Source organism: Methylobacterium amylolyticum (assembly GCF_030700245.1).
Taxonomy (GTDB): Bacteria; Pseudomonadota; Alphaproteobacteria; order Rhizobiales; family Beijerinckiaceae; genus Methylobacterium.
In genome coordinates, this window is the sequence record NZ_JAUYZI010000069.1 from 1 (window position 1) to 21,789 (window position 21,789).

Consider the following 21,789-nt stretch of genomic DNA (forward strand, 5'->3'; position numbering starts at 1 on the left):
TCGCGATCCTGAACGTTGGCCGGCACGACGGCGAGCCCCAGGACGTGCCCCTCGGCATCGACCAGCGCCACGCGTTTGCGCCCGACCAGCTTCTTGGCGGCGTCGTAGCCGCGTGGCCCGCGCACACCGATGCACTTGACGCTCTGTGTATCGATGATCGCCAGCCGCGGCGTGGGACGCCGCCCGCAGCGGCGGCGCTGTCGGCGCGCGAGCGTCCGCATCAGGCTCTCGAACAGACCCTTGTCCACCCAGCGCCGGAACCATCCATAGACGGTGCGCCAGGGCAGGAAGCCGTCGGGCAGCGCCCGCCACCCGCCGCCCGTGCGCAGATGCCAAGCAACGGCCGCCATCACGAGGCGCGCTGACTTGGCGTTGGGTCGTGCCGCCGGGTCGGCCCGCTCCAGGAAGCGGGCCACCTCGTCCAAGCCCGCCTGCATCACCATGTCCTTCAGACGCGTCTCATGGCGCGTCCGATGCCGGTCCGTCCACATCTGCTCTCTCCTCCGCCCCGCCAGGCGGAATTTGTGTTGCCACACGAGACAGATGGGGACGGACGGCAGAGGACCTCAAACAGGCTCTAAGAGAGCGGTGACAGCAACCCGACTGCGACCGCGAGGAGCCACCGCCCCTGCATCCGCTCGCGAGCGAGGGCGCGGTTGCGTGCAACGAAGGGCAGGAGCAGGACGAAGCGCAATAAGTTCGAGCACCAATCGAGGATCACAGGCTGCACGCCGAAGCCCTTGACCGCGAAGGCGTCGACCACGGTGTAGGTCGCGATGAGCCCACCCGTCGCCGTGCCCCAACGGACTCCCGCATGTCCCTCCGGTCTACGGAATGCGGAAAGGTTGCCCTGGGTCGAAACCAGCCCGATGCCGATGACCACTGCTGCGAGGCCTATCACCCCGCGCAAGGTGGGTACCTCGCCGAGGAGAATGAACGCGCCGACCGAGGACAGCATCGGGCCAGTGCCGCGCGCCACGGGGTAGACCACTGATAGATCGGCGACCTGATAGCCGCGCTGGAGGCACAGGCTGTAGGCGAGATGGACCACGCCGCTCAGCAGGATGCATGCCGTGCCGGGCAGGTTCCAGCTCACCGCTCCCTGTGCGAGGAGCCAGACAACCCAGGGCGCATAGGCAAGGCAACAGAATAGATTGTAGGCGAAGACGAAGGACGGGCCGGCAGGGGCCGCACGCTTGGCGAGCAGGTTCCAGGTCGCGTGAACGAACGAGGCAAGGACGACGAGGGAGAGTGCTGCGAACGACATGAGACCTCCGGGCCCGGCGGGCACGTAAGCGTCTCGACATCTTCGCCTCTGGGCTTTTGTCCCTCGGGTGCAGCCGCGGGATAGCCGCGGTCTCTGCAACGCTCGGACCAGCAGCGGCAGGAAGCCGTTCGGAACCCTATTTGCCGTTCAGTCGAATGGGCCTTCTCTATCGACCTCTGAGCATCGCAGCAAGATCCTTGCAGGTTCCTGGCGGTCGTAGCTGACTAGTCCAGGATCTGGATCTGCAAGACACGGCGAGCAGCATTCCAGGTGCGGCTTTATTAGAAGGCATATCTTCGAAGCTAGGCGTCCGGAGGTCACCGGCAACCGGACATTCCAGGCATGCTTCTCGAATGTCCGGAAGGAGTCAGGATCTACCGGGGCGAGTGACGGGACCGACGCGCCACGTCAACCCTGCGGCGCGATCACAGGGATCACCGCGCGCTGCTCGGCCCACGATGCCGGCAGCCCTCGGCATAGACGCGCCGCTCCGTAGCCCGCTGCCAGCCGACCCGCCACCGCCGCCTCGACGAGGTCGGGTGCCAACCCCGCCAGCGGCAGCAGCATCCGCACGTGCCGCTCGCTGCACCCAGCCCGCTCGGCCAGCGCCACGATGTCCGCCGCCCGACCGCTGATCAGATCCTCTGTCCATGCCCGCGCCCGCGCGATCGACACAATCAGCTGACGGCGGACGTCCTCCGGCATCGGCCGCCGCACACGGCCAGACGCCGCCGGATCGGTCTCCGGTGTGACGACCGCCGCCCGGCTCGATCTCCGCCGCGCCCACGGCACCACGATCTCTCGCGGCCTCGCATCCAAAGATCCACCAACCTCGTAGCCGCTCCCCCCGGAAAGCGTGATCGTCAGCGCATCCGCCCGCACGACGGCCCGCTCGACCCAGCGTTCGATCAGCGCCGCCGCGGTCTCGGATATGGTCGGGTCGCTCAGGGCAGGCGTATCGACCGCGGCTGAGGATGCGATCCCGCGCAGCGCCGCCAGGACGGTCTCCTCCAGGGCCGCCGCTGGCACTCGGCCCGGGCTGAGGTCGTCGCCCGCCGCGCCGCGCCGCCCCTCGCCGCGCAGCAAGGCCTGCGAGACGTAGTAGCGGTAGAGTACCCCGCCCTTGCGCGTGTGGCTCGGGCTCATCGCCCGGCCATCCGCGTCGAACACCCGCCCGCCCAGCAGCGCACCCGAGGCCGAGCGCTGCCGGCGGCTCGCGCGGGTCTGGGCGGCCAGCCGCTTCGCCACCGCCGCGAACAGCGCCGGCTCGACGATCGCCGCGTGCTGGCCCGGGTGGCTCGTGCCCCGGTGCACGACCTCGCCGAGGTACACCCGCGCCGAGAGCAGCTTGTACAGGTGCCCGCGCGAGAACGGACCGCCCCGCACACGCCCGCCGGTCGTGCCACGGCGGTCCGGCGCCTCCACCCCGTCGCGCTCAAGGTCGGCCGCCAGCGCGCCGACGCTGCCGAGCGCCGCGTAGCGCTCGAAGATCCGCCGCACCAGCGCGGCGTGCTCGGGCACGACGTGCAGCGCCCGCGCCTCGACCCGGTAGCCCAGCGGCACCACCCCGCCCATCCACAGCCCCTTGCGCTTGCTCGCGGCGATCTTGTCGCGGATGCGCTCGCCGGTGACCTCGCGCTCGAACTGCGCGAAGGACAGCAGCACGTTGAGCGTCAGCCGGCCCATGCTGGTGGTGGTGTTGAACGCCTGCGTCACCGACACGAACGAGGCCGCGTGCGCGTCGAACAATTCGACCAGCCGGGCGAAGTCCGACAGCGCCCGGGTGAGGCGGTCGACCTTGTAGACCACGATGACGTCGACGCGCCGCTCGCGGACGGCGGCGAGCAGGCGCTGCAGGGCCGGGCGCTCGAGCGTGCCGCCGGAGAAGCCGCCGTCGTCGTAGCGCTCGGGCAGGAGCCGCCAGCCCTCGTGGGCCTGGCTGCGCACGTACGCCTCGGCGGCCTCGCGCTGGTTGTGGAGCGAGTTGAACTCCTGCTCCAGCCCGTGCTCGGTCGAGACCCGGGTGTAGATCGCGCAGCGCAGCGGCGGCGGCGGGGTGGGCGTGCGCACCGGCGCCCTCACGGCTGTGCCTCCGGCCGAGCCCGCCGCGCGATCGGCGCGCTGCCCTCCGGGCCGCCCCGCTCGCGCAGGCCGAAGAAGCGCGGCCCGTTCCAGCGGGTGCCGGTGATCGCCTCGGCGATCGGCGAGAGGCTGGCGTAGGTGGTGCCGTTCCAGAGGTAGCCGGCCGCGGTGACGGTGACGCGGTGGACGCGGCCGGCGTGCTCGCGCACGAGCTGCGTGCCGGGGCTGGGGCGGCCGGTGCCGCGGCCGGGGCGCGTCGCGGCGAGGGCCTTCGCAGGATCGGCGTCGGTGGCGAGGCGGTCGAGCAGGCGGGCGGTCTCGCGCGGCAGGCCGCCATAGGCGCGGGTCTGCATCGCGTGGGCGAGTAGCCGGGCGAGTAGGTCGCGGCGCAGGCCGAGCGGGGCCGGACGTCGGGTGAGGCGGCGCCAGCGCAGGCGCAACGCGTCGAGGTCGAGGGCCGGCAGGGCGGCGAGCTCGGCGGTCTGCGGGTCTGGGGCCGGATCGGTTGGGGTCGTCATGGTCACCCCGCTCAGCGCACCGCCGCGGCGGAGACCACCGCAGCCGCCTCCGATTCGGTCTCCGTCACGGGACCGCTCTCGGCGCCGATGCGGTAGACGGTCCGGCCGTCCTCTCGGCACGCAGCCATCGCGTGGCCCTTGCGGCGCAGGCCGGTCAGTGCGGCCCGGGCGGTGTGCGGCAGCCATCCAGTGGCGGCGACGAGGGCGGCGAGGTCGACGCCCTCCGGTCGGCGCAGTAGCGCGAGTACCCGGGCGATCTTCGTCCAGGATCGCGGCTCGGCGGGGCTCGGAGAGACGACCATCGTGAAGGCGCCACCGCCGCCCGGCGCCGGCTCCGTCGGTGATCGCGATGCAGGCGAGGACGCGGCGGCTAAGTCGGCGGGAGAGTCACGCTCCATCGCCATGCGATCGTCGGCGTGACCCGCTACAGTTGCAGTCGGGCCGTCCCCCCGCTCGCCGGGGCCGAGACGCAGCCCGGTCGGACCGTGGTTCGGATCGACCCACCACGCGGCCTCCGCGTGCCGTGCCAGCTCGGCGAGGCCGAGGGCGACGAGCTTCTCGCCCAGGCGCCGGCGGGCGCCGCCGCGCACGCGCTCGGGCGGCACGAGCCAGTGGTCAGGATGTCGCCGCGCCGCCTCGACCAGCGCGCGGTGGATTGGGGAGAGGGGGCTCGGGTCAGGCATCGGACCTCGCGACGGGGCTGCGCAGCCGTCCCGCGGCTGCCACCGCCGACAGCCCCGCCGCCGGCGACGGCAGCGGGGCGATCCGCCCGACGGTGGGTCTGGTGCGCTACGCCTCCGCGTCAGCGCCGGTCGCGCGCGGAAGTCGTCCGAGCAGGCAGACCGCCCCGTGCAGGGTCTCGGCCTCGTGCAGCAGCGCGTCGAGGTCCATCGCGATCCGCACCGCCTCGCGCTCCGAGCCAGCCTCGGCGCAGGTCAGCGCCGCCTTGGCGACCGCCGCCGCGTCCGTCAGCCGGGCGCTGATCTCGGCGAGGCAGGCCGTGATGCTCAATCATGATCCGCCCATGTCCCCCTCCACCGCCGCCTCGTCCTGCGCCCACCCCGGGCGCCGGACGCACACACGCTCCGCTCGCGCCGACAGTCCAGCGGAATGTGCGCGACCTTCGGAGCTCGGGGCATGAGGCCAGGGGAAAGGGGACCTCTCTGCCCTGGCCCGTGCCGTTTCGGCGCGGCCTCAGTCGCGCGGCGTGGCGAGCAGCTCGGCCAGCAGGGCGTGCGGATCGCAGCCGATCGCCTCGGCGAGATCGATCAGCTCGACGAGGTCGACCCGCCGCTGGCCGCTCTCGATGCCGCTGACGAAGGGCTGATGCCGGCCCAGCCGCTCGGCCACCTCCGCCTGCTTCAAGCCGGCCGCCTCGCGCGACGCGGCGATCAGCTCCGCCAGGCGCCGGTGGCGGCGGGAGCGCAGGGAGCGGGGCATGCGGGGCCGGGCAGACGGGGTCCGGCCGGCCCAGTAGCGACGGCGCCGCTCGATCCAAAAATCAGATATCCATAAAGCAGATATTCCGCTGGACTGTGCGCCCCACCCGAGCGACCCCGGATGCCCGGAGGATCGGCCTCCGCCCGAGGACCCCGCGCCATGACCCTGCACGCCCCCCTCCCGCCCGCGACCGACCCCGTCGTCCCGATCGCCCCCGGGGCGGCGCGCTACATCAAGCTCGGCTCCGGCGGCGCCTGGGCGCGGGCTTGCCTGGTCGCCGGCGAGATCCGCTTCGGCAGCCCCGACGAGCCGCACGCCGCGTGCCTGGCCGGCGACTGGGACGGCGCCCGCGCCGCGCTGGTCCGGGACGGGGCGCGCTCGGCCGGGGAGGCGAGCCAGGTGCTGCGCGAGCTTCGCGAGTTCCACACCCTGTCCACCGACACGCTGTGGATCACCTTCGCCGAGGGGCGGCTGTGGTGGGCCTTCGCCGAGGCCGAGGTCGCCCGCGTGACGGAGGGGCCCGGCGTCGTGCTGCGGCGGACGCGCGGCCCCTGGCGCGACGCCGACCTGCTCGGCGCGCCGCTGCGGATCGCAGGGCTGAGCAGCCGCCTGACCCAGGTGCAGGCCTACCAGCGCACGCTGTGCAAGGTCACCGCGGCCGAGTACCTCGTGCGCCGGATCAACGGCGTCGAGGAGCCGGCGGTGATCCGGGCGCGGGCGGCGCGGGCGGAGGCGATCGCGGCGGCCGCGGCGCTGATCGCCGGGCTGCACTGGGCGGACTTCGAGGTGCTGGCCGACCTGCTGCTGTCGCGCTCGGGCTGGCGGCGGGTCTCGGCGCTCGGCGGCACGCAGGCGGAGGTCGACCTCGTCGTCGAGCAGCCGGCCACGGGCGAGCGCGGCTTCGTGCAGGTGAAGTCGCGGGCGAGCCAAGCGGTGCTGGACGCCTCGATCGCCGCCTACCGGGTCGGCGGCGCCTGCCAGCGGATGTTCTTCGTGTGCCACTCGCCGAGCGGCCGCTTGGCCGCGGACGGGCCCGACGTGCACCTGCTGGCGGGCGAGGCGCTGGCGCGCGGGGCGGTCGAGACCGGCCTGCTCGACTGGCTGATCGCCCGCAACGGCTAGGGTCTGGGAACGGGGCCGAAGCCGCGATTACGGCCGGCGCGGTGCCGCGACCAAGGTCGCCGCCGCGCCGGCGCGTCAGCCGTCATCGTCGTTCCAGGGGTCGCGGATGCGCGGCCCGCGGTCGAGCCCCTCCCGGGCCCAGTTGAGGAACTGCGAGACGCTGTCGACCTGATCGTCGTGCCGCCCGTTCGGGAAGGCGCGCAGCTCCGCCTCGAACTCGCCGAGCCACGGGGCGGTGCGCGGCAGGACCACCTGCCCCGTCTCGAACGGCCACGTCGCCGCGTGGGCCCGCATGACTTTGTCGCCCTCGGGGCGGACGGCGTGCGCCCAGAACCGCTCGGACACGAGGTCCTGGATCAGGCTCTCGCCTGAGGCCTTATCCTCGATCAGCACCGCCTCCGGCCGCCAGCGCGCGTGCAGGTCGACCACCGCCCGGCGCAGGTCCGGGTAGCCGAGGCGGGCCCGGAACACGTCGACGAGGTAGTACGCCCCGCGCCGCGCCAGCCACGTCGTGCACACCGACGCGTCGTTGAGCTCGCCGGGCTTGGTGGCGGTATCCCAGCTCTGGACGATCACGTCGCCGGGCTCCGCGCCGAGTTCGCCCTCGTAGCGGTGGGCCCGGGCGGTATCGAACATGTTGCCGGTCGGCGGGACCGGCGCCTGCTGGTACTGCGCCGCGAAGTCGAAGGGGGGGACGTGGCGTTGCAGGTTGTCGAGCGCCGACCGCGGCAGCAGCGCGGGGTGGAGGACGTCGCCGACGCGGCGGTGGTGGACGCGCCCGCGGCCCATCGGGATCGCCTCGTCGGCCTCGGCGGTGGCGGGCAGGCAGAGGTGGTACCAGCCGCCGCGCTCCAGGACGTGGCCGGCGAGGTCGTCGACGTGCAGGCGCTGCATCACCAGGATGATCGCGCCCTCGGTCTGGCGGTTGAGGCGGGAGTGAACAGTCCGGTCGAACCAGTCGTTGACGTTGGTCCGAGCGGTCTCGGACATCGCATCCTGCGGCTTCAGCGGATCGTCGATGATGATGATGTCGCCGCCCCGGCCGGTGAGCACGCCGCCCACCGAGGTCGAGAACCGGAAGCCGCCGCGGGTGGTCTCGAACTCGGCTTCCGTGTTCTTCGTCCGGCTGATCCGCGTCTCGGGGAAGGCGTCCTTGTACCAAGGGGCGTCCATCACCGCGCGGCAATCGTTGGCGTTCTTGACGGTCAGGTTCTGCGCGTAGCTCAGACAGATGATCTGCCTGGTCGGGTCCCGCCCCAGGAGCCAGGCCGGGAAGGCGACCGAGGCGCTGATCGACTTCAGGCTGCGCGGCGCGATCGAGATCACCAGGCGGCGGATGCGGCCGCGGGCGACCTCCTCGAGGCAGTGGGCCAAGGCCTCGAGGTGCCAGTTCGGCAGGAACGGCTCGGACACCACGGTCCGGTAGGCCTGCCGGGTGAAGACGCTCAGGCGCTGGCGCAGCAGGGCGTTGTAGGCGTCGCGCAGCGTCATCGCGGCGCCTCCGTATCCGGCTCCAAGGGGGCAGGCTCCGAGGGATCCGGCCCCGGTCGCTCCGCCCGCCACTCGGCAAGCGCTTCGCGCAGGTCGGCCTCCTCGTCCACCGACAGCGGCAGCTGTGCCACCGCCTCGGCGATCTCGCCGCCCTCGACGAGGCCGGCCCGCTGGATGATCGGCAGGAGCGGGGTCAGCGCCCGCGTCTCGCCCTTGGCGGCCTTCGCCAGCGCCTGCCGGACCACGACGGCGAGGATCGGGACGGTGCGGCGCCTGCCGCCCTCCTGGACGGTGATCGGGCGGAACAGCTCCTCCTCCAGCACGCCCTTGAGGTTGCGCACGCCCTTCCGCCGGCCCTTCGGATTGCCCGACTGCCCCGGACGGAACCGGGTGTGCTTCGGCGGCCGGCCGTAGCCGACCTCGTAGTCGCCCGTCGGCTTGCGCTCACGCGGCATGGCCGACCTCGCCGCTCGCGTCGTCGGCGCTCGCTTCAGCGGCCCGGGCCGCGGCGACCTCGGCGAACGTCTGGCCCGTGCTGGCGAGGCGCGCGACCCCGCCCGTGGCGTCGGCGTAACGGCGCAGGGCGACGTCGACGTAGGCCGGGTCGTACTCGATGCCGCGCGCTTGACGGCGCGTGCGCTCGGCGGCCAGGATGGTCGTGCCCGAGCCGCAGAACGGGTCGAGGACGACGTCGCCGCGCACCGAGACGTCGCGCAGGGCGTCGGCGACCAGCGCCACCGGCTTGACGGTCGGATGCGCCGCGAGGTCGGCGGCGCGGTCGCGATGGAAGGTGTTCTGCCCGGAGTAGTCCCAGACGTTCGTGCGGTTGCGCCCGTGCCGACCGAGCTCGACGTTGTTGGTGTGGGGGGCGGTGCCCGCCTTGAGCACGAATACGAGTTCGTGCTTGGAGCGGTAGAGCGAGCCCATGCCGCCGTTGTCCTTGTTCCAGATGCACAGGTTCTTCAGCGCGTAGATCCCCTCCGAGGCGGCGAGGAGCTCGCGCATGTGCCGCCAGTCCATGCAGACGAAGTGGATCGAGCCGTCGGCACTGTGGGCGACGAGGTGGGTGAAGGCGGTGCGCAGGAAGGTGGTGAAAGCCTCCGCCGTCATCTCGCCGGCGGCCATGGCGAACTCGCGGTGGCGGACCTTGCCGCCGCCCGAGACATGCCCGTGGATCGGGACATTGAAGGGTGGGTCGGTGAACACTGCCTCGGCGCGCTCCCCGTCCATCAAGTCGGCGTAGGCGGCGGCCTCGAGGGCGGAACCGCAGAGGAGGCGGTGGGGCCCGAGCAGCCACAGGTCGCCCGGGCGGCTCACCGCGGGGCCGGGGGCTGGTGCCACAGCCGTATCCTCGGAATCCAGTGGCTGTCCCGGATCGAGGATCGCCTCGATCTCGGGCACGGAGAAGCCGGTCAGGCCGAGGTCGAAGTCGAGACCGTCGAGCTCCTCGATCTGGATCCTGAGCAGGTCACGATCCCAGCCCGAGAGTTCCGACAGCTTGTTGTCGGCGAGCGCGTAGGCGCGCCGCTGGGCGGGAGAGAGGTGATCGACCTGGATCGTCGGCACGGCGGGCAAGCCGAGCTGACGCGCGGCCGCGTACCGGCCGTGGCCGGCGAGGATGAGCCCGTCGGCGTCGATCACTACGGGATTGATGAAGCCGAACTGTTCGATCGATCCGGCGATCAGCCTGAGCTGCTTGGTGGAGTGGGTGCGGGCGTTGCCGGGGTCGCAGCGCAGGCTGGTCAAGGGTCGCAGCGCGATGCGCTCGGACAGGTGTGGGGGAGCGGCCGCCGTGTCGTTGGCGGCCGGGTCGAACTTAGCTGTGGTAATCCTCACGGTGGTGTTCCCGCGGCGCGCGCCACGTCTTGGCGAGGGCCGACCAGATCGCTCGGCGGGGGCCGAGCGCGACAGGGCAAGCCTTGGCGTGGCCGCGAGGCTCAGGACCGACACTGCCTCGGGCAGATCGGGCCTGAGGCTGGCCTTCCGGATCTCGAGCCGCATCGCGCGGCTCGGCTTGCTCATGCCTCGACGCGGTAGATAACGGACGCGGGAAAAGCAGGCAAATACCGACGTTGGCGCCTGGGCGGCAATAATCGTAAGTAACTTACTCTTTCAGGGGCTTCCCCGCCCGAAACAGGTCGGATTTTCATTCGGCGCCACGATCCGCGACGTTTTGGCACAGTTTGCGGCGCGGCTATCGCGAACGGCGAGGGTTCACCGGCAAGGCGAGATTGAGGGACGTCAATGACGACGGCGGAACGTTCTGATCCTTTCGATGGACGTCGGCCGAATCGCGGCAGTGAGCAGCAGCGCGCGCTCCGGTCGGAACGTCCTCATCGCGCAGTGCTCCCCATTGCGCTGCGAGGCAGACCTCCGGCTCCGGCCGACGCAAGCATCTCATTGGTTCCGCCTCGCACAGCGCTCGGTGACGCTCTAGCATGGGGCCAAAGAGGCGGGAGGAACGTTATGTCGAAGCGAAGCGTATCGTTCGATCCGGGTGCCCCCCATCTGGCTCTCAGGTTCGTGCTCGCTGGGCTGGCGTTCGCCGCAGCGACGGCCACCGGCACGCCCGCAGCGGCCCAGGAAGCGACGAGCATCCAAGGCTTCGCGACTGCACGCCTCGCGCGCATCGCGCCTGTGATGAGGGCGGAGATCGAGAAGGGCACTATGCCCGGCGCCGTCACCCTCATCGCGCGCAACGGCAAGCTCGTCCATGTCGAGGCGCACGGCTTCCTCGACTCTGCCAAGACAAGGCCGATGCCCCGCGACGCCGTATTTCGCGGCTTCTCCATGACCAAGCCGGTCGTCGCCGTCGCAGCGCTCGCGCTGATCGAGCAGGGGCGCCTGAACCTACGCGATCCGCTCGCGCAGTACTTCCCCGAGTTCAAGGAGATGAAGGTCTTCATCGAGGTCCAGGACGAGCGCGGTCGCACCACCCGCGTGGCCGTGCCCGCCAAGCGCCCGATCCTGATCTGGGACTTGTTCCGCCACACTGCCGGCTTCACCTACGCCGGCTCGGCCCCCTTTCCCGAACTCACCGCGGCCTACGAGCGGGCCGACGTCGAGAGCCGCGACACCGACGTCTCGAACGAGGAGTTCGTCAACCGACTCGCCGCGATCCCGCTCGCCTACGAGCCGGGCACGCGCTGGGAGTACTCGGTAGCGACCGATGTGCTCGGTCTCGTCGTCGAGAAGGTCGTCGGCAAGCGCCTCGACCTCCACTTGGCCGAGACGATCTTCGGGCCGATCGGCATGAAGGAGACGAGCTTCCAGCTCCGCCCCGAGCAGGCCGGACGCCTCGCCGACGCTTACGATGCCGATCCCCTCAAGGTCGAGCTGTGGAAGGCGTCCCGGCCCGAGCAGGACCCGGCCAAGCGCTACGTGCACGGCGGAGCCGGCATGCTGACGACCGCGGAGGATTACTTTCGCTTCGCGCAGATGGTGCTGAACGGGGGCGAGCTCGACGGCGTGCGGATCCTCTCGCGCAAGTCAGTCGGGTTCATGCTCTCCAATCACATCCAGGGGCTGATTGGCTCGCCGCTGCCGACGACGGGTCCGGGCTACGGCTTCGGGCTCGGCTGGGGCGTGCGGCTGGCCGAGGGCGGCGGCTACGCACCGGGCTCCCCGGGCGACGCGATGTGGGCGGGCGCGGGCGGGACTTCGTTCACGGTCGACCGGCAGGAGGGCATCGTCGGCGTGATCATGACGGCCGGTCCGAGCACGCGTCAGCACACGCGTTTCCTGTTCAAGGATCTCCTCTACGGAGCGCTGACGGAGTAGAGGTCAGCGGCAAGACAGGCGTCTACCCTATCGCCACCGACATGGATGAAATGAACGGCTGACATCGGTGAGAATCAAAAAATATGCTTCAGGACAGTCAGCCAACTGCCGCGTATGGCGCGTGGCGGCAGGCCGGGATGGCTGGGTCTGAGAGCCCTCGGTCCTCTTCGGTGGTGGCGAACCGGCATATCACCCTGGGCAGCCCATGAAGCCGCTGACAGGATGAGGATTATTGTCTTGCAATTGAACTGAAGGATACTCGACCCGGATGCCGCCGAAGCCTCCGTGGACACCGCTGCGGCCTCTCCCTCCCGGTATCGGTGCCTTCGCCTACGACAGATATGCGATCGATCCTTGGTCAGCCGAGAAAAACGATGAGCGTTCTTTCATACGGTCGCGTGTGCCTGTTCTCGTTCGTCCTGCTGCTGGCCGGCCATGCTTGGGCGACGGGGGGACGTCCCCTGCTGCTCGTCGGCCTCGACGGCAAAACCTTCTTTCAGCCCGAGGGCTCGGCCAACGGGCCAAACGGCAACGATGGTCTCGCCATCATCGATATCTCGGATCCCGCCCGGCCGCGCCTCGCCCACGTGCTGCGGCTCGACACCTCCGCCTACGGACCGCCGACCAATCTCCAGATCACGCCGGATGGCCGCCTCGGCCTCATCACCAGCCCCGTCACCATGCGGCAGGACGGCGGGAACTGGTGGGCGCAGGCGGATGACCGCCTGCACGTCGTGGATCTCGCGGCCGAGCCGCCCACCCTGATCGAGACGATCCGCGTCGGACGGCAGCCTTCCGGCCTCGCGATTGCCAAGTCCGGCGATGTCGCACTGGTCGCCAACCGAGAGGGCTGCAGCGTCACGGTCCTGGCGATCCGAGACCGAAGCGTGCGTGTCGTGGCCGACCTCGATGTTGGAGCCGAGGCCGCCGCCGTTGCCATCGCGCCAGATGGGCGCCGAGCCTACGTCGCCAAGAACAAGGCCGGCACGGTCGGCGTGTTGACTGCGGCAGACGGTCGATGGTTCCACGACCCGGCGCTCGACATGCCGGTCGGTCCTGGCACTTACGGTCTGGAGGTCACGCCCGACGGCGCCTATGCGATCAGCGGCAATACCGGCCCGGCGCCGAGCGACGGCCATGCCGATACCGTCGCGCTGATCCGGGCCGGCACCGGGCGTCCGGTTGTGATCGATCATCTCGGAGTCGGCGATACCGCCGAGACCCTGGCGATCAGCCCGGACGGCCGCCGGGCGGCGGTCGCGGTGGTGAAGGGGTCGGCTGCGCCGCAGGCGAGCCCGGCCCACACGCCGGGCAGTGCCGCCGTGCTGGTCGCGATCCTGCCCGAGGGCCGGCTGCGCTATCTCGGCGAGGCGCCGGCGGGTGCGGTGGTCCAGGGCATCGCCTTCGATCCCAGCGGCGCATATGTATACGTCGGTAACTATACCGACCGCAGCCTCGGCGTGTACCGGGTCGAAGACGACACGATCCGCGATACGGGGTTCCGACTGCCGCTGCCCGGCCAGCCAGCCTCCCTCCGCGGCCGTCCCTGACCGGCACGCAGACTTCACCCGGCGGAGGCGCCTTACCTCGCCCGGGATGGACCAAGCCTCCAGTCCTGAACGTGCCAAATCATCTAACGACGGACAGGCCACCGCGCCACAGGTCTGATCGCGATCGAACTCAACTGCCCTGCAGATCCGCGGCGACCGGCAGGAAATAGTCCGTCCAAGCGCCCGGCGCGGTCTTGATCACGCCCGTCGACGACAGGTGCTGAGCGAACCGGAGCGTACCCTGCGGTCGCGTGAAGTAGTCGAGCATGCCCGGCTGCCGCAGCACCTCCATCAGACCGTCCTCGCCCATCGGGTCGCCGGTGGCCTGGATGTAAATCTTGGCGGCGGCGCGCGTGTCGTCGCGGATCATCGCCGTCGCCTCCGCGGTCGCAGCCTTCACGGCCAGAACGACCTCCGGGTTGGCCTCGGCGAACTGCGCGGTGGTGAACATCACGGCCTGCGAGAGCGGTTCTCCCAGGATGCGCGCGCTGTCCGTCACGACGTGGGCACCGGGGACGCGCTTCAGTTCTTCGTATTGGAAGGGCGCGGCGGCGAAGTGGCTGCCGATCTCCCCGTTCGGATTCAGCATCGCGGCCATGGCGTCGGGGTGGCCGTACTGGACCGTGTTGGGGTCGAGCCGGAACGCCGCGTCCTTGCCCCACCGGTCGACGCAGGCGATCTGCAGCAGGATCGACTGCGTCGAGACCTTCACAGTCGGTACCGCAATCCGATCGCTCGGGCGATAGTCGGCGATCGATTGGATGCGCGCGTCGCGGCTGACGAGGGTGAGGGGTTGCGCGCAGGTCGCCACGATGCCTTTCACGCGCCCGCGCGTGCGGTCCCAGAGCAGCAGCATGTTGCCCGGGCCGGTGTTGGCGATGTCCACCGCGCCGGCGAGCAAGGCGTCGGTGGTCGCGCCGCCCCCGTTGTAGGTGACCCATCGCGTGGTCAGGCCGGGGACGCCGAGCTTGGCGGCGTGCGCCTCGACGAGACGCCCGCGCTCCATCAGGACGCTCGGGATGTAGATGATGGCGGGCTGGCGCGTGATCGTGACGGTGGTCGCGCGTGCCAGGGCAGGACGCGCCAGGGGCAAGCCCGCGGCGGCGGCGAGGAGAGCGCGTCTTGAGACCGTCATCGTGCCTTCCCTCGATCATCGGCGCCCGGCGATCTTGCGGTGTCCCCCGCGCCGCCTCCGCAGTCAGCCCGCATCTCGTGCCTGCCGCAGCCCCCGAACCGGCCGGGTCGTAGGCAGACGACCTCGTGGCGCACCAGGCGCGGCGTCGCCAACCGGCGGGAATCCGCTCTCGTCGCAGGAGGCACCTACGGCCTCAATATGTCAACACTTCGCGCAAATGCGCGATTATCGCACAAACTGTACGGGATCGTGTTGTCTCCCCCGGGTGTCCCTGGTCAGAGCCTGGATCGACCGGCGGGATCCGCGCGTCACCGACCTGCGGCCACGATCCAGCCCCGATCCTGGTAATCGGCGATGATGCCCTCCACGTCGTCGGCTGCACTTCTGAGGACCGGAAGGATGGCCGTACGCAGGTCGTCGACCGTCGCGCGGCTGCGGTGGGACGCGCAACTCATCGCGGCGACGACGCGTCTGTCCCGGTCCATCAGCGGGACGGCGATCGCGAGCGTGCCGTCCTCCATCTCGTCGACCGCCAGAGCGAAACCGATCTGACGGATCTGCGCGAGCGCCTTGCGCAACTGGCGTGGGTCGGTGATCGATCCGCTGCCGCGTCTGGGCAAGTCGCCCCCGCCGATCCGCCGGTCGAACTCGGCCTCCGGCAGGGCCGAGAGCAGGACCTTCCCGCTGGCCGAGCAGTGCGCGGGCAAGCGGTCTCCGGTCTCCAGCCGTGACGTGAAGATGCGTCGCGTGGCGTCGCGGCACACAAACACGATATCCAGGCCGTCGAGCACGGAGATCGAGCACGGCTCGTTGACATGGTCGGCGATCCTCACGACCGCGGGAGCGGCCGCCGACCACAGCGCCGTCCTCGACAGCATGCTCCGCCCCAGGGACAGGACCTTCGGGGCCGATGCGTACAGGCCGCGCTCCTCGCTGACGTAGCCCAGGTGCTTCAGCGTCAGGAGGATGCGGCGGGCGGCCGCTCGGCTGACGCCCATCGCCGTCGCGATCCGGCTGCACCCGGCAGGTGCGTCCATCCCGGCCAGGGCCTCCAGGCATGCCAAGCCGCGCGCCAAGGTCTGGGCGAAGTCGCGCTTGTCGAGATCACCGTCCATCGCATCCCCCGCTTTGCGCCGACGCTCATGATACTGCGCCGGCCCTTGTGCGATAAGCGCGCAGTTGCTCGCTATGTTGACAGCCCGCCGCGTTTCGTGGACCACATCTGGTGCAGGGGGCCCAGGCGGTCGGCCGCGGCCGCACGCTCGCCCTGGTACAGTCAGGCCGGCTTTCGGCTCGCGCGGGAGGCGACGTGAGCAAGATTCTGGTCATTCAACCCTTGCGACCCGAGGCTCTGCGCCTGTTCGAGGCCCGGGCCGATGTCGCGTTCGAGGTCGTGACCGACGTCTCGCCCGACAACCTGCTGCGCTGCGTCGCCGACGCCGACGCCTTGACGATCCGCGACGCGCCGCTTCCCTTGGACGTGGTCGCGGCCGCCACCCGATTGAGGGTCATCTCGCGCCACGGGGTCGGCACAGACAACATCCCGGTCGCGTACTGCACGGCGCGCGGACTCCCCGTGACCGTGGTCGGCGACGTGAACGCCGTCTCGGTCGCGGAACACACCCTGTATCTGCTGCTGGCCGTGGCACGGCGCGGCATCGCGCTCGACGCCGCGGTCCGGCGAGGGGCGTTCGCGGAGCGGTCTCGGCTGCCTGGTCTGGAACTGCGGGGGCGCACCCTGCTGCTGATCGGCTTCGGGCGCATCGGTCGGGAGGTCGCGGTCCGGGCGACCGCCTTCGGCATGCGCGTCCTGGCCTTCGATCCGTTCGCCGACCGGGCCGTAGTCCCGGGGATCGCGTTCGTGGACGATCTGGACGCCGGGCTGCGTCAGGCGGATGTCGTCTCGGTGCACGTGCCGCTCGGGCCGGGCACGCGTGGCCTGATCGGCGCCCGCGAGATCGCTCTCCTGCCCCCGGACGCGATCGTTCTGAACGCCGCGCGCGGTGGCGTCGTGGACGAGGATGCACTCGCCGCTGCGCTGGACTCAGGGCGTCTATGGGGCGCCGGGATCGACACCTTCGAGACCGAACCGCCGGACCCGGCTAGCCCGCTCGCCCGGAGCGACCGTACGGTGCTCAGCCCGCATTCGGCGGCGCTGACGGAGGAATCCATGGTGGCGATGGGCGTGATGGCGGCGCGGAACGCGCTGGCCGGGCTCGACGGCTCGCTCGACCCGGCGCTCGTCGTCAACAGAGAGGTCCTGAAGGAGGCCCACGATGCGCGCCAATAGGGTCAGGGAATGCTGGGACGCCGGTCGGGCCGCGGTTTCGGCGTGGCTGTCGATCGGCAACAGCTACTCGGCCGAGATCGTCGGGTGGACTGGGGTCGACTGCGTGGTCGTCGACCTTCAGCACGGGATGACGGACGTGCAGGCGATGATCGGCATGCTCCAGGCGATCTCGTCGACGCCCGCGACCCCGTTCGTGCGGGTGCCCTCGCTCGACCCGCCGCTCCTGATGAAGGTGCTCGACGCCGGGGCCTACGGCGTGGTCTGCCCGATGGTGGACAGCGCCGAGCAGGCGGCGTTGTTCGTGCGGGCGACGACCTACCCGCCCCGGGGCCTTCGGAGCTTCGGGCCGACGCGCGGCCTGCTCTACGGGGGGGCGGATTACGTCGCTCATGCCGACGCCACACTCGTGCGCCTGGCGATGATCGAGACCGCCGCCGGGCTGGCGGCCGTCGAGGCGATCTGCGCGACGCAGGGCGTGGACGGGATCTTCATCGGGCCGAACGATCTCGGCTTGGCGCTCGACGCGGGCGCATCGGCCGACCCCTCCGATCCCGTCGTCATCGCGGCCATCGCTCGGTGCGTGGCGGCCGCCAAGGCACATGGCAAGCACGTCGGGATCTTCTGCCCGTCCGGGGCCGTCGCGGCGCGACGGTCTGCTGAGGGCTTCGACTTCGTAGTCCCCAACAGCGACGCGAATCTGTTGCGAACCGCGGTCGGGGCGGAGGCCCGCCTAGCCAGGGAGGGTGGACCAATCGCCCCAACGTCCGAGACGCCTGCGTGAACATCAGATGAAGTCATCGGCCTGCCGCGGCAGGGGTTGCGGGCGGGGCGTCGACATCGTCACGGCGGTCCGACGCCCGATCCGAGTGTTCGGGGGAAACTGCGGCCTATGTCCGCTCTCGATGACGAACGAGGACGGCTCAAACGACCGCCCTGGGCGCTGAGCTACCGGCCGGTTCTGGCCGAAAGCCGCCTGGCAGGTTTCGGATTAAGAGCTACCGGAACAGACATCACGACTTACACGGCATCCTCGCGGGGGGCGTCGGGAAGATCCTTCGAGCTGACACCATACCGCTTGCCGGATCTGCTGTTGGCGTGCACCCTCATCATTCACCGGCCAGCGCTCCGGCACACCGTGGTCAATCGCGCGGGTCGCGCCGCAAGGAGACGCACACGCTCTGCGCCTTCGTGTGCGACGGACAAGGAATGACTGCGGGATGGCGTCGACACGCATCACCGAGTTGCTCGGCACCGCGGTGCCGGTTATCGCCGCCCCCCTCGGGCTCGGGACAACACCCGCCTTTCTCGGTGCAGTCGCAGCTGCCGGTGCCATCGGCTTCGTCGGCCTGACCCACCCGCCGCCCGATGAGGTTGAAGCCCGCGTGCGCGCCGTCGCGGAGGCTACCGGCGGACGCTTCGGCGTCAACTTCTCACTCATCGCCGACAAGCGCGAGAACCTGCGCCGCGCAATCGACGCCGGCGCGCGGATCGTCTCGCTCTGGCAGGACGACCCCGGTCCCTATGCCCGCATCGCCAAGGACGCCGGCGCGCTCGTGCTCTGGACCGTTTCCGGACCCGCCGAAGCTGCGCGGGCGCGCGACCTCGGCGTCGACATCATCGTCGCGCAGGGCTCTGAGGCCGGCGGTCACCTAGTCGGCCTCACGCCGGGTCTGGTGAACATCCCGGCCGTGGTCGACGCCGCCTGCGGCGTGCCGGTCGCGGCAGCGGGCGGCATCGCCGACGGGCGGGGCTTGGCCGCGGCGCTGGCGCTGGGGGCGGAGGCGATCTGGCTCGGTACACGCTTCGTGGCCAGCCGTGAATGCGCGCTGCACGACGGCTACAAGGCCCGCATCGTGGAGGCCGACCCCGGGGACGCGGTCGAGACGTTGCTCTACGACATCGGCTGGCCGGACTCGCCGCACCGCGTGCTGCGCAACGGCCTGATCGACGCCTGGATGCGAGCGGGCTGCCCCGCCTCCGGCGCGCGGCCGGGCGAGGGCGAGATCGTCGGGCGGCAGGCGGATGGGACGGCTGTGCCGCGCTACCACATCCAGTCTCCTGCGGTCGGGTTCGAAGGGGCGTTCGAGGGGGCTTGGGCCGAGATGGCGCTCTATGCCGGACAGAGTGCGGGGCTAGTTCGCGACGTGCCTAGCGTGGCCGAGATCGTCGAACGCCTGATGCTTGAAGCGAACGAGGCCGCGGGCGCGGCGACGCGTATCCTGCGCTGAGCCGCAGCGGCCCCCGCATCCACGGCCGAGGACCAGACATGCCGACCGTCACGCTGACCACCCGACGCGCGCTCCTGACGGGCTCGGCTGCGCTCGGCGCCGCGCTCGGGGCTCCGCCTCTCGTTCGGGCGGCGGGGTCGGCCTTCGTCTACAAGTACGGCGTTGATCTGCCGGCCGACCACCCGACCGCTGTGTGGACCCAAAAGGCCGCTGACCGCATCCGCGAAGAGACCGGGGGGCGGCTTGAGATCCGGGTGTTCCCTAGCAGCCAACTCGGCTCCAGCACCGACATGATGTCCCAGCTGCGCTCGGGCGCGCTGGAGTTCATGGGCCAGTCCGGCCCGGTGCTGTCGCTGCTCGCGCCGGCGGCAGCGCTCAACAGCGTCGGGTTCGCCTTCGCCCGGGAGGAGGACGTGTGGCCCGCGATGGATGGCCCGCTCGGGGCCTACATTCGCGGGCAGATCGAGCGGACGTCGCTCGTGGTGATGGATGCAATCTGGGGCCACGGCTTCCGGCAGGTGACCACCGGCACAGGCCCGGTCAGTTCGCCGGGTGACCTGCGCGGGTTAAAGCTGCGCGTGCCGGCGGGGCCGATCTTCATCGCGCTGTTCAAGGCACTTGGGGCGGCGCCGACGACGATCAACTTCAACGAGCTCTACACCGCGCTGCAGACCCGGGTGATAGACGGGCAAGAGAACCCGCTGGCCCTGCTCATCTCGGCCAAGCTGTTCGAGGTGCAGCGCTACGTCTCGCTCACGAACCACATGTGGGCGGGGTACTGGTTCCTGGCGAACCGCCGGGCCTTCGACGCGCTTCCGCCCGACGTGCGCGCCACGGTAGCGCGGGTGGTCGACGACTGCGCTCGGGAGCAGCGCGCGGAGCTGGCCCGACAGGACGCCGAGGCCCGGACGGAACTGATCGCCAAGGGGTGCCGCGTCAACGCGGTCGAACCGACGGCCTTCCGGGCGGCGCTCAGCGACGCCGGCTACTACAAGGAATGGCGAAACCGCTTCGGCTTGACGGGGGTCGCGCGCCCGGGGGCGGGACGGCGCAGACGCGTCAGCGGGGCAGCGGCGGCAGGCCCACCGTGTCGGCGGCGGCTTGCGAGCGCGGCGTCTTTAGCCACGGCCACCAGTCGGCCGGCACCAGCGAGAAAGGATCGGCGTGCCCGAGCTCGCGCGCGGCCCAGACGGGCCAGTTCGGGTTGGTCAGCGCAGGGCGGCCCAGGAAGATGAGGTCGGCCAGCTCCTCGCGGATCACCCGGTCGGCGGTCGCGGGGACGCCCAGGTTCCAACTCACGCCCACCGGCAGGCACACCTCGCGCCGCACTCGGGCGGCCTTATCGACCATGAACCCGACCGCGTCGAAAGGGCGGTCACGCATGTCGTCGGTGTTGAGGCCCAGCGAGATGTCGGCCAAGTCGAGCCCGTGCGCCTTCATGCGCCCGATCGCCCAGACCGCGTCGTCGAACTGCACGCCTGCCTCGTGGAAGTCGTCCGTGCCGAGCCGCATCGTCAGCGGCAGCCGCTCCGGCCAGACCGCGCGCACCGCATCGAGCGCTTCGAGGTGGAAGCGGACCCGGTTCTGGAGGCTGCCGCCGTAGGCGTCCTCTCGCTGATTGGCCAGCGGCGAGAAGAAGCTCGCGCCGAGGTAGCCGTGGGCGAAGTGCATCTCGAGCCACTCGAAGCCCGCCTCGGCCGCGCGGCGGGCCGCCTGCGCGTAGGCGCGATGCAGCTCTTGAATCTCCGCGGTCGAGAGCCCCTGCACAGGGTGGGTGTAGCGCCCGCCGTAGGGGATCGGCGAGGGTCCGCGGACCTGCCAGCCCTCCGGGTGGTCGGGCGGGAGCTGGATCCTGCCTTGCGACGACCGGGTCTCGCTGCCCTTTCGGCCTGTGTGGCCAAGCTGGATCGCGGGCACGCCACCCATCTCCTTGACGAGGCGGCAGATCCGGGAAAGTCCCTCCACGTGCCGGTCGTCCCAGATGCCGGCGCAGAGCACGGAGGTGCGCCCGTCCGGGGTGATGGCGATCTGCTCAGGGAAGACGAGTCCGAAGCCGCCGGCCGCGCGCGAGCCGAGGAGCATGACGTGAAAGTCGCCTACGCATCCGTCAACCGCGTGGTGCATGGTCATCGGCGACATCACGATGCGGTTGCGCAGCGTAACGTCCTTGAGGGCGAAAGGGCTGAACAAGTCGGGCATAGGCTATTAAACGCTGCGATCGATGGCGACATTCGTGGAGCATCTGTGAGACTATCCGAGCGACAGCCAACGGCTGAGCTGTCGTCCTGCTCAATCGTCAGCCTCCCTTAATCCGATGATCGCCGGCCGTGATAGAGGGACGAAGTTGCGGAAGACTGACAGAAGGGCAGGCATCACAAGGTAAATTGTCTCTTAGTCCACCCGCGGAAAGGCTGACGCTCAGGATCGATGGGCGATGGCCGCGCCGAGCAAATCCCGCGCTTCAGGCACTCATCCCGCCCGGCACTTCGGTGATCGTCGACGACGCATCGTCCTGCAGCAATGCGCGCTGGCGCTCGAACAGGGCGCGGTCGGTCTCGGCTTGCGCCGAGCGGTCGAGGATCGACACGATCACGCAGGTCGCGAGCGCCAGCGGCAGCGTGATCAGGGTCGGCGGGTCGAGCGGGAAGATCGGCTGGGCGAAGCCCAGCACCTTCACCCAGACCGGCGGCCCGAGGATGGTCAAGACCAGCGCGCTGACGAGCCCGACGCTGCCGCCGACCACGGCGCCGCGGGTGGTGAAGTCCTTCCAGTACATGGCCAGGATCAGCACCGGGAAGTTCGAGCTTGCGCTGATCGAGAAGGCCAGCCCGACCATGTAGGCGATGTTCTGTTTCTCGAAGGCGATGCCGAGCAGCACCGCCGCGA

Annotated in this window: 20 protein-coding genes and 1 pseudogene; 7 read left to right on the forward strand and 14 right to left on the reverse strand. The window is 70.6% G+C overall.

The genetic code is table 11. From position 1 onward, the window contains the following. The 7 genes from Q8W71_RS29035 to Q8W71_RS29065 form a co-directional block, all read right to left on the reverse strand. Positions 1 to 491, reverse strand: a 491-nt coding sequence (locus tag Q8W71_RS29035; protein ID WP_305528870.1) for a transposase, incomplete at its 3' end; no start/stop codon positions are given. A gap of 86 nt (positions 492 to 577) precedes the next feature. Further along, positions 578 to 1,267: an EamA family transporter gene (locus Q8W71_RS29040; RefSeq protein ID WP_305528871.1), complete on the reverse strand. Its 690-nt coding sequence runs from the start codon at positions 1,265 to 1,267 to the stop codon at positions 578 to 580. A gap of 408 nt (positions 1,268 to 1,675) precedes the next feature. Beyond that, positions 1,676 to 3,337 carry a recombinase family protein gene (locus Q8W71_RS29045; protein WP_305528872.1) on the reverse strand — a complete coding sequence of 554 codons (1,662 nt, stop codon included), beginning with the start codon at positions 3,335 to 3,337 and terminating at the stop codon, positions 1,676 to 1,678. Between the two features lie 8 nt (positions 3,338 to 3,345). Continuing rightward, positions 3,346 to 3,867 carry a DUF2924 domain-containing protein gene (locus Q8W71_RS29050; protein ID WP_305528873.1) on the reverse strand — a complete coding sequence of 174 codons (522 nt, stop codon included), beginning with the start codon at positions 3,865 to 3,867 and terminating at the stop codon, positions 3,346 to 3,348. An 11-nt stretch (positions 3,868 to 3,878) separates the two neighbouring features. Further along, on the reverse strand, positions 3,879 to 4,550 hold the full coding sequence (locus Q8W71_RS29055; RefSeq protein ID WP_305528874.1) for a DUF3489 domain-containing protein: 672 nt from the start codon (positions 4,548 to 4,550) through the stop codon (positions 3,879 to 3,881). 106 nt (positions 4,551 to 4,656) lie between these two features. After that, entirely contained in the window at positions 4,657 to 4,878 is a 222-nt protein-coding gene (locus Q8W71_RS29060) for a hypothetical protein (protein ID WP_305528875.1), read from the reverse strand. A gap of 183 nt (positions 4,879 to 5,061) precedes the next feature. Beyond that, positions 5,062 to 5,307 carry a helix-turn-helix domain-containing protein gene (locus Q8W71_RS29065; RefSeq protein WP_305528876.1) on the reverse strand — a complete coding sequence of 82 codons (246 nt, stop codon included), beginning with the start codon at positions 5,305 to 5,307 and terminating at the stop codon, positions 5,062 to 5,064. Between the two features lie 159 nt (positions 5,308 to 5,466). On the opposite strand from Q8W71_RS29065, the gene Q8W71_RS29070 reads away from it, so the two are divergent. Continuing rightward, positions 5,467 to 6,429 carry a restriction endonuclease gene (locus Q8W71_RS29070; protein ID WP_305528877.1) on the forward strand — a complete coding sequence of 321 codons (963 nt, stop codon included), beginning with the start codon at positions 5,467 to 5,469 and terminating at the stop codon, positions 6,427 to 6,429. A 75-nt stretch (positions 6,430 to 6,504) separates the two neighbouring features. Here the strand turns inward: Q8W71_RS29070 and terL are convergent, their stop codons facing one another. The 3 genes from terL to Q8W71_RS29085 are packed head-to-tail and all read right to left on the reverse strand — an operon-like array spanning position 6,505 to position 9,756. Next, complete coding sequence (gene terL / locus Q8W71_RS29075) at positions 6,505 to 7,920, reverse strand: phage terminase large subunit (protein ID WP_305528878.1); 1,416 nt, start codon at positions 7,918 to 7,920, stop codon at positions 6,505 to 6,507. Next, positions 7,917 to 8,375 carry a DUF5681 domain-containing protein gene (locus tag Q8W71_RS29080; RefSeq protein WP_305528879.1) on the reverse strand — a complete coding sequence of 153 codons (459 nt, stop codon included), beginning with the start codon at positions 8,373 to 8,375 and terminating at the stop codon, positions 7,917 to 7,919. Before Q8W71_RS29080 ends, terL begins: the two co-directional genes overlap by 4 nt. After that, on the reverse strand, positions 8,365 to 9,756 hold the full coding sequence (locus Q8W71_RS29085) for a site-specific DNA-methyltransferase (protein ID WP_305528880.1): 1,392 nt from the start codon (positions 9,754 to 9,756) through the stop codon (positions 8,365 to 8,367). Before Q8W71_RS29085 ends, Q8W71_RS29080 begins: the two co-directional genes overlap by 11 nt. A gap of 630 nt (positions 9,757 to 10,386) precedes the next feature. On the opposite strand from Q8W71_RS29085, the gene Q8W71_RS29090 reads away from it, so the two are divergent. After that, positions 10,387 to 11,700: a serine hydrolase domain-containing protein gene (locus Q8W71_RS29090; RefSeq protein ID WP_305528881.1), complete on the forward strand. Its 1,314-nt coding sequence runs from the start codon at positions 10,387 to 10,389 to the stop codon at positions 11,698 to 11,700. A 374-nt stretch (positions 11,701 to 12,074) separates the two neighbouring features. Further along, positions 12,075 to 13,250 (forward strand): YncE family protein, encoded by a 1,176-nt coding sequence (locus Q8W71_RS29095; protein WP_305528882.1) that lies wholly within the window; start codon positions 12,075 to 12,077, stop codon positions 13,248 to 13,250. A 130-nt stretch (positions 13,251 to 13,380) separates the two neighbouring features. Here the strand turns inward: Q8W71_RS29095 and Q8W71_RS29100 are convergent, their stop codons facing one another. Together Q8W71_RS29100 and Q8W71_RS29105 are read right to left on the reverse strand one after the other, a co-directional pair. After that, a complete protein-coding gene (locus Q8W71_RS29100) occupies positions 13,381 to 14,385 on the reverse strand; it encodes an ABC transporter substrate-binding protein (RefSeq protein ID WP_305528883.1) in 1,005 nt (334 codons plus the stop codon). A gap of 308 nt (positions 14,386 to 14,693) precedes the next feature. Then, the gene (locus Q8W71_RS29105; RefSeq protein WP_305528884.1) at positions 14,694 to 15,500 is read right to left on the reverse strand and encodes an IclR family transcriptional regulator domain-containing protein; all 807 of its coding nucleotides are present in this window, start codon (positions 15,498 to 15,500) and stop codon (positions 14,694 to 14,696) included. 194 nt (positions 15,501 to 15,694) lie between these two features. On the opposite strand from Q8W71_RS29105, the gene Q8W71_RS29110 reads away from it, so the two are divergent. The 4 genes and pseudogenes from Q8W71_RS29110 to Q8W71_RS29125 all read left to right on the forward strand — a co-directional run. Next, positions 15,695 to 16,675, forward strand: a complete 981-nt coding sequence (locus Q8W71_RS29110; RefSeq protein ID WP_305528885.1) for a hydroxyacid dehydrogenase — start codon at positions 15,695 to 15,697, stop codon at positions 16,673 to 16,675. Next, positions 16,662 to 17,456, forward strand: a complete 795-nt coding sequence (locus Q8W71_RS29115; RefSeq protein ID WP_305528886.1) for an HpcH/HpaI aldolase family protein — start codon at positions 16,662 to 16,664, stop codon at positions 17,454 to 17,456. Before Q8W71_RS29110 ends, Q8W71_RS29115 begins: the two co-directional genes overlap by 14 nt. A gap of 436 nt (positions 17,457 to 17,892) precedes the next feature. Continuing rightward, a complete protein-coding gene (locus Q8W71_RS29120; RefSeq protein ID WP_305528887.1) occupies positions 17,893 to 18,903 on the forward strand; it encodes an NAD(P)H-dependent flavin oxidoreductase in 1,011 nt (336 codons plus the stop codon). 38 nt (positions 18,904 to 18,941) lie between these two features. Beyond that, a pseudogene (locus tag Q8W71_RS29125) lies at positions 18,942 to 19,868 on the forward strand (TRAP transporter substrate-binding protein); the annotation flags it as partial. A gap of 94 nt (positions 19,869 to 19,962) precedes the next feature. Here Q8W71_RS29125 and Q8W71_RS29130 read toward each other — a convergent pair. Then, complete coding sequence (locus Q8W71_RS29130) at positions 19,963 to 21,102, reverse strand: oxidoreductase (RefSeq protein WP_305528888.1); 1,140 nt, start codon at positions 21,100 to 21,102, stop codon at positions 19,963 to 19,965. Positions 21,103 to 21,364: 262 nt separating this feature from the next. After that, the coding region (locus Q8W71_RS29135) for a sodium:solute symporter family transporter (protein WP_458351523.1) at positions 21,365 to 21,789 on the reverse strand (425 nt) is incomplete at its 5' end.

Bases quoted from the DNA above. Each gene is read 5' to 3' on its own strand.
- Q8W71_RS29040 (WP_305528871.1), bottom strand. From the start codon at position 1,267: ATGTCGTTCGCAGCACTCTCCCTCGTCGTCCTTGCCTCGTTCGTTCAC.
- Q8W71_RS29050 (WP_305528873.1), bottom strand. From the start codon at position 3,867: ATGACGACCCCAACCGATCCGGCCCCAGACCCGCAGACCGCCGAGCTC.
- Q8W71_RS29055 (WP_305528874.1), bottom strand. From the start codon at position 4,550: ATGCCTGACCCGAGCCCCCTCTCCCCAATCCACCGCGCGCTGGTCGAG.
- Q8W71_RS29065 (WP_305528876.1), bottom strand. From the start codon at position 5,307: ATGCCCCGCTCCCTGCGCTCCCGCCGCCACCGGCGCCTGGCGGAGCTG.
- Q8W71_RS29070 (WP_305528877.1), top strand. From the start codon at position 5,467: ATGACCCTGCACGCCCCCCTCCCGCCCGCGACCGACCCCGTCGTCCCG.
- terL (WP_305528878.1), bottom strand. From the start codon at position 7,920: ATGACGCTGCGCGACGCCTACAACGCCCTGCTGCGCCAGCGCCTGAGC.
- Q8W71_RS29080 (WP_305528879.1), bottom strand. From the start codon at position 8,375: ATGCCGCGTGAGCGCAAGCCGACGGGCGACTACGAGGTCGGCTACGGC.
- Q8W71_RS29090 (WP_305528881.1), top strand. From the start codon at position 10,387: ATGTCGAAGCGAAGCGTATCGTTCGATCCGGGTGCCCCCCATCTGGCT.
- Q8W71_RS29095 (WP_305528882.1), top strand. From the start codon at position 12,075: ATGAGCGTTCTTTCATACGGTCGCGTGTGCCTGTTCTCGTTCGTCCTG.
- Q8W71_RS29100 (WP_305528883.1), bottom strand. From the start codon at position 14,385: ATGACGGTCTCAAGACGCGCTCTCCTCGCCGCCGCCGCGGGCTTGCCC.
- Q8W71_RS29105 (WP_305528884.1), bottom strand. From the start codon at position 15,500: ATGGACGGTGATCTCGACAAGCGCGACTTCGCCCAGACCTTGGCGCGC.
- Q8W71_RS29115 (WP_305528886.1), top strand. From the start codon at position 16,662: ATGCGCGCCAATAGGGTCAGGGAATGCTGGGACGCCGGTCGGGCCGCG.
- Q8W71_RS29120 (WP_305528887.1), top strand. From the start codon at position 17,893: ATGGCGTCGACACGCATCACCGAGTTGCTCGGCACCGCGGTGCCGGTT.
- Q8W71_RS29130 (WP_305528888.1), bottom strand. From the start codon at position 21,102: ATGCCCGACTTGTTCAGCCCTTTCGCCCTCAAGGACGTTACGCTGCGC.